Origin of the sequence: Agreia bicolorata, from assembly GCF_000938265.1 — a bacterium.
GTDB lineage: Bacteria > Actinomycetota > Actinomycetes > Actinomycetales > Microbacteriaceae > Agreia > Agreia bicolorata.
The window spans coordinates 282,435-293,836 of the sequence record NZ_JYFC01000003.1 but is presented as its reverse complement, the minus strand read 5'-3'; the positions used below and the strand labels follow the sequence as shown (position 1 = coordinate 293,836).

10 protein-coding genes are annotated in these 11,402 nt (G+C 64.8%); 5 read left to right on the top strand and 5 right to left on the bottom strand.

What is annotated here, in order from left to right:
• Window positions 1-151: 151 nt before the first annotated feature.
• The 5 genes from TZ00_RS08285 (at window position 152) to TZ00_RS08265 (ending at window position 8,159) form a co-directional block, all read left to right on the top strand.
• Window positions 152-1,354, top strand: a complete 1,203-nt coding sequence (locus TZ00_RS08285; RefSeq protein ID WP_044440783.1) for an ABC transporter substrate-binding protein — start codon at window positions 152-154, stop codon at window positions 1,352-1,354.
• A 97-nt stretch (window positions 1,355-1,451) separates the two neighbouring features.
• A complete protein-coding gene (locus TZ00_RS08280) occupies window positions 1,452-2,411 on the top strand; it encodes a carbohydrate ABC transporter permease (protein WP_238579626.1) in 960 nt (319 codons plus the stop codon).
• A 98-nt stretch (window positions 2,412-2,509) separates the two neighbouring features.
• Window positions 2,510-3,307 (top strand): carbohydrate ABC transporter permease, encoded by a 798-nt coding sequence (locus TZ00_RS08275; RefSeq protein WP_238579625.1) that lies wholly within the window; start codon window positions 2,510-2,512, stop codon window positions 3,305-3,307.
• A gap of 5 nt (window positions 3,308-3,312) precedes the next feature.
• Window positions 3,313-6,429: an alpha-mannosidase gene (locus tag TZ00_RS08270; protein WP_044440782.1), complete on the top strand. Its 3,117-nt coding sequence runs from the start codon at window positions 3,313-3,315 to the stop codon at window positions 6,427-6,429.
• The gene (locus TZ00_RS08265) at window positions 6,426-8,159 is read left to right on the top strand and encodes a hypothetical protein (protein WP_152631123.1); all 1,734 of its coding nucleotides are present in this window, start codon (window positions 6,426-6,428) and stop codon (window positions 8,157-8,159) included. The genes TZ00_RS08270 and TZ00_RS08265 overlap by 4 nt, the downstream gene beginning before the upstream one ends.
• Window positions 8,160-8,219: 60 nt before the next feature.
• Here the strand turns inward: TZ00_RS08265 and TZ00_RS08260 are convergent, their stop codons facing one another.
• The 5 genes from TZ00_RS08260 to TZ00_RS08240 form a co-directional block, all read right to left on the bottom strand.
• A complete protein-coding gene (locus TZ00_RS08260) occupies window positions 8,220-8,636 on the bottom strand; it encodes an SseB family protein (RefSeq protein ID WP_044440781.1) in 417 nt (138 codons plus the stop codon).
• An 8-nt stretch (window positions 8,637-8,644) separates the two neighbouring features.
• Window positions 8,645-9,340, bottom strand: coding sequence for an endonuclease NucS (nucS, locus tag TZ00_RS08255; protein WP_044440780.1), 696 nt, complete (start codon window positions 9,338-9,340; stop codon window positions 8,645-8,647).
• A 22-nt stretch (window positions 9,341-9,362) separates the two neighbouring features.
• The gene (locus TZ00_RS08250; protein WP_052521407.1) at window positions 9,363-9,911 is read right to left on the bottom strand and encodes a DUF7010 family protein; all 549 of its coding nucleotides are present in this window, start codon (window positions 9,909-9,911) and stop codon (window positions 9,363-9,365) included.
• Between the two features lie 64 nt (window positions 9,912-9,975).
• A complete protein-coding gene (locus tag TZ00_RS08245) occupies window positions 9,976-10,116 on the bottom strand; it encodes a helix-turn-helix transcriptional regulator (protein ID WP_084605992.1) in 141 nt (46 codons plus the stop codon).
• Window positions 10,117-10,135: 19 nt separating this feature from the next.
• The gene (locus TZ00_RS08240) at window positions 10,136-11,374 is read right to left on the bottom strand and encodes an MFS transporter (RefSeq protein ID WP_044440779.1); all 1,239 of its coding nucleotides are present in this window, start codon (window positions 11,372-11,374) and stop codon (window positions 10,136-10,138) included.
• Window positions 11,375-11,402: the final 28 nt, after the last annotated feature.

The window sequence follows — 11,402 nt, the reverse complement described above, 5'->3', positions numbered from 1 at the left end:
CTGCGCGTTGACCAGATAACCATTGCACTGATACAAAAGATCAACTGAGAAGCGATGTTAGACAGCGCTTCGCCCTCTCTCGCCCCATGAAAGGCTCCCTGTGAATCACAGAATTCGCGTCGCTGCGACGGTTGTCGCGGTTGGTGCACTAATGGCATCCATGACCGCGTGCTCATCCGGCTCGAGTGACGAGTCGGCCCCCCTCAAGTTCGTGCTCTCCGGCGATGCGACGCAGGGCGGTGGCTACCAGAAGATGGCCGACAAGTACTTCGAGGAGACCGGAACCAAGGTCGAGATCGTCGATGTTCCGGGAGACGATCTGACCACCCGTCTGCGCAACAGTGCCCAGGCGGACGACCTTCCCAACATCGCCGCGGCGGCGAACGTCGATCCGTTGTGGAAGGATCAGCTGCTCGACCTCACGAGTATCGCCAAGGACGCCAATGTGCTTCCCACTCTCACTGTCGAAGACCCGGCCGACAACAAGGTCAAGGCTCTTCCCTCCAGCCTCACTTCGGTGGGCATGTTCATCAACAAAGACCTGTGGGACAAGGCCGGCGTGAGCTACCCGACCGATGCGAGCCAGTCGTGGACGTGGGACGAGTTCGTTGCCAAAGCCAAGCAGGTTCAGTCCGGCGCAGGAGCCCAGTACGGACTCACGATGGATGCGTCAGCCCACCGCCTGCGCTCGTTCCTCTACGAGTTCGGCAGCCAGGGTGTTGTGCAGGATGGCGACGACTTCACGCTGGACGACCAGGCCAAGACCGCTCTCGAGTACTTCAAGACGATGAACGACGACGGCTTTATGCCCAAGTCGGTCTGGACCGCCGGAGACGACGCAAGCGCCACATTCAAGAGTGGGCAGGTAGCGGCTTACTATTCCGGCGTGTGGCAGGTCGCGGACTTCCAGGCGAACATCACGGACTTCGCCTGGGCATCCGTTCCGACTCCGCAACAGCCGGTCAAGGCGACGAACTACGGTGCGGCATCGTGGATCGTCGGATTCAGCGGTCGTGGAAAAGACGACGCGACGACGAAGTTCATCTCATGGCTGTACCAGCCCGAGAACTACACCGCGTACTGCGAAATCGCGGGATGCCTGCCGTCGGTGAGTGGACTCAACGTCTCGTATCCGAAGAACGCCGAATCGTTTGCGATGTACAACGCAGAGATCGCCGCCTCGCCGGCCGTGTCCGCAGTGCAGACCACCGACCAACTGCGCCAGGGGTACGAGGGAAAGAGTCTCGACGTCGAGCCGCTGAAGGACGAGACCATCAAGTACCTCAGCGGTGAGCAGTCGATCGACCAGACGATCGACGCGATCACCGCGGCGACCAAGGCAGCGCTCGGCTAGTCCTCGTCCCGGTGCGCCGCCCCACCCCCGGCGCACCGGGCCCCGCCCTCACCCGCCCCCATCCTGAGCCCCCGCAGATCCCACCCGAGGAGAGAACATGACCAGCACGATGCGTAGCGTCGTTGGCGCAAAAGCCAAGGATGCGCCGGTCGACGCAGGCGTCGGCACCTCGCCTTCCCGACGGCGCAGGGTCAAGCGGCGTTATCGCCTGACACCCCTGCTGTTGTCGGCCGGCGTGATCGTTCTCTTAGGGCTCTTCTTCTTGTGGCCGGGTGTGCTGGGTCTGACCTACTCGTTCACCTCATACCGCGGGTTCGGGCCGATGAACTTCGTCGGCCTCGACAACTACGCCAAGTTGGCCAGCGACCCCACGTTCTACGCAGCCCTCGGTCGTACGCTCATCTACACGGCGTTCTCCGTGCCTCTCGGATATGCGCTGTCTCTCTCCCTCGCGGTCGCCCTCACCAATCTGCGGGCGCGGGGAAAGACGGCCGCCCGCATCATCTTCTTCCTGCCGTGGCTCGTTTCCCCGATCGTCACCGGTGTGATCTGGCGGTGGATGTTCGGTGAGAACTTCGGCTTCGTGAACTACGTGATCACCTCGCTCGGCGGCGGCGCGGTGCCATGGTCGTCAGACCCCAACCTGTCGCTCATGGTGGTCATCGTGGCCTCCGCGTGGGCAGGCGCGGCGTTCAATATGCTTCTTTTCATCGCGGCCCTGAACAACGTGCCGAAGTCGTATTACGAAGCCGCTGAGCTCGATGGGGCCAACGGCTGGCAACGCTTTGTGTCCATCACTCTCCCCGGAATCGCCCCCACGTCTGTTCTTGTGATCCTTCTGTCGACGCTGGGTCAGATGAAGGAGTTCGCAATGATCCAGGCGCTGAACAACGGTGGCCCGGGTACCTCGAACCAGCTCATCGTGCAGTACATCTACCAGACGGGCTTCGCCCAATCCAACGTGGGTTACGCGAGCGCGGCCTCGATGGTGCTTCTGGTCATATTGATGGTCATCGCCCTTATCCAGCTCGCGATCAACAGGAAGGCCAATCAGTAATGGCGACCGAGACGATGTCCTCCTCGATGGGCGCACGAATCCGTCGGTCTTCCCGCCCCGTGACTCGCAAGAAGTCCGGTGAAATCCGTCGCTCTATCTTGCCCACCACCATGCTCTGGGTGCTCGCCGTGCTCATGGCCTTTCCACTGCTGTGGTTCCTGCTCTCCTCTTTCAAGGGCGGTGGCGAGCTCTTCACCTATCCGCTCTCCTTCCTTCCCCGAGAGTGGACGATCGATGGCTACGCGCGAGCGTGGGAGCGTATCGACTTCGTGCGCTACTTCGGAAACACAATCGTCGTGGCGACCATCACGACCGCGCTCACTGTCTTCTTCTGTGCGACAGCGGGGTATGCGCTCGCGAAGTACCGCGCACCGTGGCTGTCGGTTCTCGCTCTCTGCATCCTGTCAATGACCATGTTGCCCGGCGAGGTCATCCTGAACCCCACCTTCTCCGTTGTACGCGACCTGGGCTTCTACAACTCACTCATCGGTGTCATTCTGCCCTCGATCCTGACGCCCACCGGAGTGTTCATGTTCAGGCAGTTCTTCATCACGGTGCCCGACGAACTGCTCGACGCCGCCAGAATGGACGGCGCGAAAGAGCTGTCGATCTTCTTTCGGATCATGCTGCCTCTGGCAAGACCGATCATGCTGACGCTGGCCATCATCTCGTTCCAGTGGCGCTGGAACGACTACATCTTCCCCCTCATCATTCTGAGTGACCCGAAGAATTTCACACTGCAGATCGCGTTGCGCACCCTGATCGGGTCGGAGAACATCGACTGGGCCATCCTTCTGGCCGCCTCTGTCATCTCGATGATTCCGCTTGTTCTGCTCTACCTGGTCTTTCAGAAGTACATCACCAGTTCCGATATCAACACGGGCTTGCGCGACTGACTCCCATGCACCTCGATCAAGAAAAGTCCGCCGCGAGGGTCGATCGCTTTCTCGGCGAATTTCTGCCCGCGGCAATCGTCTCCCAGTCCATTCCGGTGGAGGCCGGTGCCTGGACGGTTTCCGGCGAACCGGTGCCGTTCTCGGCAGCACGTGACGCGAGCTTCACGCCGGTCGCCAGAGGCACCCGGTGGGGCGAACCGTGGGGCACGACCTGGTTGCACGTCACTGGCGCGGTACCCGAACACTGGCTGGCGCAGGGGGGTCGTTACCGCGTCGAACTCTCCCTCGACCTCGGGTTCTCTCAGTCGAAACCGGGCTTCCAATGTGAGGGACTCGTTCGCACTCCCTCGGGCCGTGCGGTCAAGGGGCTGGAACCACGCAACCACCATGTGCCGCTCGACGTGCTCTCGGGTGAGACGTTCGAGTTCTATGTCGAGGCCGCGTCCAATCCCGATCTCTCAGGCGGCGACGACTTCAAGAGTCAGCGGGCCTTTGCCCCGACTCCTTTCGGTGACCGCAGCACCGCCCCCTCGGGCGAGCTTTACACGATTGGCCCGCTCGAGCTGCGACTGATCGATGTCGAGCTCGAGTCGTTCGAGCTTGAGTTGAGGGTGCTGAGGGGGCTGATGGCCGAACTCGCCGAGTCTGACCCGCGCCGACTCCGCATCCTTCTTGCCCTCGGCACGGCGCTGGATGCCCTCGATCCCGATGACCTCGGCGGCAGCGTGTCGGCGGGGAGGGCTGTTCTCGAGCCCGTTCTGGCGGCGCCCGCAGCGCACTCCGCTCATCGGATCGTGGCGACCGGTCACGCTCACATCGATTCCGCGTGGCTGTGGCCGACCCGCGAGACCGTGCGCAAGTGCATCCGCACCTTCTCCAATGTGCTCGACCTTATGGATCGTGATCCCGAGCTCAACTTCACCTGCTCGTCGGCTCAGCAGTACGCCTGGGTGAAGGTCGCAGATCCGGAGCTGTTCTCGCGCCTCGCCGCTCGTGTGCGCGAGGGGCGGTTTGTGCCCGTGGGCAACATGTGGGTCGAATCCGACGTCACGATGCCGAGCGGAGAGTCGCTTGCGCGTCAGTTCCTCGAGGGCGGTCGCTTCTTCGTCGAGGAGTTCGGTGAAGCAGCAGACGTCGGCTGGCTGCCGGACTCGTTCGGCTACTCCGGTGCGCTGCCGCAGCTGCTGCGCCAGGCCGGCCTGCGCTGGTTCTTCACCCAGAAGATGAGCTGGAACGAGACCAATGCGATGCCTCACCACTCCTTCGTCTGGGAGGGCATCGACGGTTCGCGGATCTTCACGCACTTTCCCCCGGTGAATACCTACAGTGGCGACATGCGCCCCACCGAACTGGCCCGCGACAATCGCAACTTCAGCGATCACGGAATGGCGAGCACCTCGCTTATGCCGTTCGGCTACGGAGACGGTGGAGGCGGGCCCACTCGCGACATGATGGCGGCGGGTCGGCTGCAGGCAGATCTCGAGGGATCGCCGAGGCTGCGCTTCGCTACGGCGCGAGAGTTCTTCACCGAGGCCGAGGCGGAATATGTCGACCCAAGCGTCTGGTCGGGAGAGATGTACCTCGAGTTCCACCGGGGCATCTTCACCTCTCAAGCCCGAACCAAGCGGGGCAACCGCCGCAACGAGCGACTGCTCGCCGAGGCAGAGACCTGGGCGTCCGCGGCCACCGTGCTCACGGGCGCGTCGTATCCCGGCGTCGAGCTCGACGAGTTGTGGCGTACCGTTCTGCTCCTGCAGTTTCATGACATCCTGCCCGGAACGGCCATCGCCTGGGTTCACCGTGAGGCGGAGGCCAACCACGCCGAGGTCACGGAGCGGGCCGAGAAGATCATCACGACCGCACTGCGGCACCTCACCGGCGAGGGCGATGTGGCGATCGCGCTGAACGCTTCGTCGGTCACCGTGCGAGGCGTTCCCGCGCGCTCGGGCCGTGTCGTCGACGAAGAGTCGCCTGGTGCGATGGGCACGACGAGCAGCGCGAGCCCCTCAGCTCTTGCCGACTCAGTGCTCACCGATGCCGACTCGTTCGTGCTCGAGAACGATGTGGTACTCGTCGTGGTCGAGGCCGACGGCACGATCAGTCGAATGATCGACAAGGGGACCGGGCGCAACCTGATCGCCGACGGGCGGCGGGCGAATCTGCTGCAGCTGCACAGAGACGAACCGAACCAGTGGGATGCCTGGGATCTCGACGCATCGTATCGGGCGAGCGCCCGAGACCTCGTCGAGGGAACCGTCTGGCGCGAGGGCGACGCCGTGTTCGTTCGCAGGAGCTTCGGTTCGAGCAGCGTCGCCCAGCGCATCGAGCTCGATGGAGCCGAGCCCACGGTGCGCATTCGCACGGAGATCGACTGGCACGAGCGTCGCAAGTTGCTGAAGCTCGCCTTCCCCCTTGATCTGCACGCGCCGGCGGCCGCCTACGAGACGCAGTTCGGCCACGTGACGCGCCCGGTGCATACGAACACATCGTGGGACGCGGCCCGCTACGAGGTGTGCGCTCACCGTTGGGTGCATGTCGGCGAGCCTGGCTTCGGCGCAGCCGTGGCCAACGATGGGCTCTACGGTCACGATGTCACACGTCAGGTGGACGATGGTCGCGTCGTCACCGTCGTGCGCCAGTCCCTGCTGCGTGCCCCGACCTTTCCCGACCCCGAGGCCGATCAGGGTCTGCACACGATCACCAGCACTCTCACTGTGGCCCCCGACATCGCCGATGCCATCAAGGCTGGGCGAGCGGCGGATGCGCCGACGCGGATCGTGCGCGGAGCTCACGTTCCTCCTCGGCTCGTCGCTGCTATTTCGCCCACGAGCGGCTCCACGACATCGGTCATCGCAGAGACGGTGAAACTGGCGGCGGATGCGTCGGGCGACGTGATCGTGCGGCTGTACGAGAGCGAGGGGCGGCGATCGAGTGTCAGGATCGAGACTGGCTTCGCGACGGAGTCGTGCACGATCGTGGATCTGCTCGAACGGCCGATCGGTGATGCCGACGTGCTTCTCGGCGAACCCGGCGGCGGGTTCCTTGTGGAGCTGAGGCCGTTCGAGGTCGTCACCCTCCGCATCCAGCCAGCCGACGGCATCCGAAAGGCCGACAACGCATGAGCATAACGAGCAAAACCCTTCTGCATATGATCGGACAGGACGAGGCCCTGGTCGACCAAGACTTCGTCTCCGATCTGTTTCAGGGCGCCCTCGTTCAAGCCGCCCAGTTGGCGTCGACCGACGCAGACGACATGGCGAGCTGGGGGCATCGCGAGTTGATGCGCGCAGTGCTCGTGCTCGTGGCGACAGACATCGCGGGTGAGGGAGAGGAGCCCCCCCGATGGCTCGAGGCGTCAGAGCGCTTTGTATATGCCCTCGCGGGCATGCAAGGCGTCGGTGGCTTATTTTCGAGCGAGGGCAATCTCGAATCGCCCCCTGACACCGCGTTCACGATCAATGATCTCTGTTCGGCAGTGTCGTTGATCGACGGCGCCGGCGACTCTCTGCGGGGTCCCTGGTCAAGCATCCGATCGCAACTCGAAGACATCGCGATGCGCGCGGCACCGGCCCTGGCTACCGGGGGTGTGCACACCCCCAATCACCGCTGGGAGGTGGCGAGCGCGCTCGCCGGCCTCAATGCGCTCTGGCCGGATGCCAAGGTGCGCGCTCGCGCGGAGCTCTGGCTGGCAGAGGGCATCGACATCGACGCCGACGGACTGTACTCGGAACGAAGCGGAATCTACGCGGCCGAGGTCACGAATCCGAGTCTTCTGAACATCGCCCGAGACCTCGACAAGCCGGAGCTTCGCGACGTTGTGCTGCGCAATCTCCGGGCCTATGTGGCACTCGTCGAAGACGACGGCGAGGTCGAGAACGTGCACTCCCGCAGACAGGACCAGCGGCTCGGCTACGACGTCGAGCTCTTTCTGTCTCCGCTTCGGCAGCTGGCGATCGAGCACGGTGACGGCGAGTTGGCCGGGCTGGCTGCGGGGATCGTCTCGAGAGGGCTGCGACACCCCGGGCGTCACCTCGCGGAACTCCTCCGGCATCCCGCAATTGGTCGGCGTCTGCCGCTTGCCGTCGAAGCGCCGCTCGCCCATGAGACGTTCTATGAGGCAAGCAAGCTGTTGCGCGTGCGCAGGGGGTCTGTGTCGGCGTCGCTCTTCGCCGGCAGCGACTTCTCGCGCACCGGGCGCATCTCCTCCGGTCTCGCCAACTCGGCGACGCTGGTGAGGGCGCGTCGTGGCAGTGCGGTTCTTCGTTCCGTTCGGCTCGCCCCGACCTTCTTCTCGATAGGGTGCATCCGGCCGCAGAGCCTGGACCGCATCGAAAATGGTGCGGTACTTCGCGAGACGCGCCGCTCCGGCTACTACGAGCCACTGCCCGTCGGGTCGCCACGAGACCTGTCGGAGCCGGTGTCGGAGGGGCGTTACTTCGCGTCGATGGACTTCGAGAATCGTTCGGTCGATGCCATGGCGCTGACCACGGTCGTGACCGCCACCGTCGACGACCGGGGGGTGAGCCTCGGCTTCTCATTCGAGGGCGTCGCGACTCGTTACGCCGTGGAGCTGGTCTTCGACGGCGAGCTCGCCGTGAGCGGAGCGGAGCCTCTCAGCGGTGTCGATGCAGGCACGGGCTGGTGGCTTAGCGGGGCAACTGCCGAGGTCGCTGCTTTCGGCGGAGGCTCCGGCGCCACGATCGAGGCTGCGGGCTTCGACGACGTCTATCCTGACTTCGACGAGGGCGAGATCTTCGGCTACGTCGGGGGCAACGACGATATTCCGGGCACCAGGCTGCTTCTCTCCGGCTCGACTCTGACGCCGTCGACCCTCCGCATAACCCTGTCCTGACGCACCAGTATGTGCCGCTGCAGTCAGTGTGTACATATTGTCCGCCCCGGGCGCAGTTGGCTAGCGGGTTGCGAGGGCCTCGTCGACGAAGGCGCGCTTCACGATGACCTGGCGGCTGCCCGGGTCGAACTGCACGGCCACGATGTCGGCGCTCTGCACGATCGCGAGGGCGTCGCGGCCCGCGAGGATCGTTCCCTGCACCTCCGCGCGCTCGGCTTCCGGCACCGCGAGCCCGAGCTCCGCGAGGCTCGTGAACAGGGGCAGCACCAGCTGGCCGTCTGTGGAGGTGAGTGTGCGCACACGCGGGCCGGATGCGGGGGTCGACCCCGTGACATCCACGACCAGCCCGCCCGTTGTCGCGAGCGACAAGACCTTCTGGATGCCGGCCACGCTCGGCTCGGCCTCGAACGCCGCGAGGGCGTCGCGAACGGCGGTATTGATGTACGTGCGGGGAAAGGGAACGGCGCGTTTGGCCATGGGGGCTCCTAGAAGAGTCGGGAGTCGCTGTCGTCGAGGCCGCGCATAGCGTCGTAGTCGAGCACGACGCAGCGGATGCCGCGGTCTTGCGCCAGCGTGCGGGCCTGCGGCTTGATCTCTTGGGCTGCGAAGATTCCCTGCACAGGCGAGAGGTGCGGGTCGCGGTTCATGAGCTCGAGGTAGCGGGTCAGCTGTTCGACCCCGTCGATGTCGCCGCGGCGCTTGATCTCGACGGCCACGGCCGCGCCGACCGAATCGCGGGCCAGGATGTCGACGGGCCCGATGGCGGTCATGTATTCGCGGCGAACGAGCGTGTGCCCGTCGCCCAGCAGGGTGATCTGCTCGGCCAGCAGCTTCTGCAGATGCGCCTCGACGCCGTCTTTCTGCAGGCCGGGATCGATGCCGAGCTCGTGCGACGAGTCGTGCAGTACGTCGTAGATGCTCACGACCAGAACGTCGTCGGTCTTCTTCTGCGTGACCTTCCAGACCTGGGTGATGCCGGCATCCACCTGCACCTGGTCGGGCTCGTCGAAGGTGATGTAGCAGGGCGGGCTCATCCAGTTGAGCGGCTTGTACGAGCCGCCGTCGGAGTGCACCAGGATCGACCCGTCGCTCTTCAGCATGAGGAGTCGGGTGGCCAGGGGCAGGTGCGCACTGAGACGCCCTGCGTAGTCGACGGAACAGTTCGCAATGACGAGACGCACCAACCCAGAGTACGGGGTCGGCTCAGTTCGCGATGCGCGTCGGCTCACGCCCCGACAGGTACAGCGGAAGGGCAGAGGCCAGAAGAACCGTCGCTCCAACCCAGCCGCTGAAGTCTCGCAGACCGGGGAGAACGAACAACGCGAGTGAGCCGATGGCGACGAGCGCGCCCGCGAGCACGCCGAACAGTCGCATTCCGTAGAGCGAGATGAACGTGAGGTAGTGCGCTCCGACGATGATCAAGGATGCGGCGAAGAACAGCGAGGGCTCGATGGTGCCGAGCGTGATCGCGACCAGGAGTCCGAGCGGAACGGTGAAGGCGCTCTGCATCGCCAATGCAATCGACGGGTGCCCCTTCGGAAGTGCCGCAGGGCCGCCCATGATCTTCAAGACAAGCGTCGAGAGCGGAAAGATCAGCATCCCGCCGAAGAAGAGCACAGCCATCGCCGCCGGCTGAGAGCCCCACTGGAACACCGCCGAGGCGGCGAACCAGATCACCGATGACACGAGCGATCCGGAGAAGCCTCCCCGATAGATGCGTCGGACATCTGCTTGTGCCTGGGCCAGTTCCATGTCGCCAGTCTGTCAGGCGGTTCGCACGGCGGAGTCATCGCCGGACAAACCGACGAATGGATCTTCACCTAGTGCTGCTGGGGAACGGGTGCAGCGAGAGCACGGCATCGAGCGGCAATCGCAGGAAGTCGGCGATGCGCAAGGCGAGCATGAGGCTCGGGCTGTATTCGCCCCGCTCGAGGTAGCCGACGGTCTGGTAGTGCACCCCGACGGCCCCGGCGGGTCTACTTCGCGTACGTGCGCTCGCGGGTGGCCGGCGACGCGAAGAACGACAGCACGAGCAGCGCCAGGATCACGTAGAGGGCGTTCAGGATGCCGAAGTGCTCGCCCAGGAATCCCAGCAGCGGCGGGCCCGCGAGGAACGCGGTGTAGCCCACGATCGCTACGGCGCTCACGCGCGCGGCTGAGTTCTTCTCGTCGTCGGCCGCCGCGCTCATGCCCACGGGGAAGCCGAGCGATGCGCCGATGCCCCACAGGATGGCGCCGATGATGGTGACCCAGAGGTCGGTCGAGAGAATGAAGAGCAGCAGCCCGGCGACGCCGACGACCACCGTGGCGCGCAGCACCGGAACACGTCCGAAGCGGTCGAGCAGCGGACCGCCCGCGACCCGGCCGACGGTCATGGCGGCAACGAAGATGCCGAAGACGATGGCGCCCGTGGTGTTCGACTGCTCGTGGCCGTCGACGGTGGCGATCGCGATCCAGTCGTTGGCGCTGCCCTCGGCGAAGGCCATGCCCAGTACAACGGCTCCGATGAGCAGCAGGCGGGCGTCGGCCCACACGGCGAGGCTCGCCTTGAGACGTTGGCCGAGCGGGATGCGCGGGGCCGAGCCTGCCGATTCGGCCTGGTCGGCGGCATCCAGATCGTGGGGAATGAAACGCACGGCACCGATCACCACCGCCACGAGAATTGCGGCGATCGTGACTAGGTGAGCGAAGACCGGGATGGCGAGGGCCGAGGCGACGGCGCCGATGCCGGCGCCGAGAACGGTTCCACCGGAGAACATGGCGTGCATCAGCGGCATAAGCGTCTTGCCGATGGCCCGCTCGGCGGCGGCGCCCTCGACGTTCATCATCACGTCGCAGGCTCCGTTGCCGAAGCCGAAGATCATCAGGCCGATGAACGCGATGGTGACGTTGGGAACGAGTCCGCCGCCGACACCGATGAGCACGAGGCCCGCCGAGACAAGCGAGATGCAGAGTGTGATGCCCGCGCGCGGCCCGAAGCGGTTCAGGATGGCCGGCGACACGATGAGTCCCACGACCGATCCGGCCGACATGCCGAAGATGAGAACACCGACGTTGGCCGTGTTCAGTTCGAGCCCGTCGCGCACCGCCGGAAGCCGGGCGACCCAGCTGGCGACGCTCACGCCACTGAGGATGAAGATCACGAAGACCGCGTTGCGCCAGGCGATGAGGGTACGCGGGGCGTGCACGGCGACGTCGCTCGTGGGTGTGGTCATGGTGTGTCCTGAATACGTTGGAGAGCGG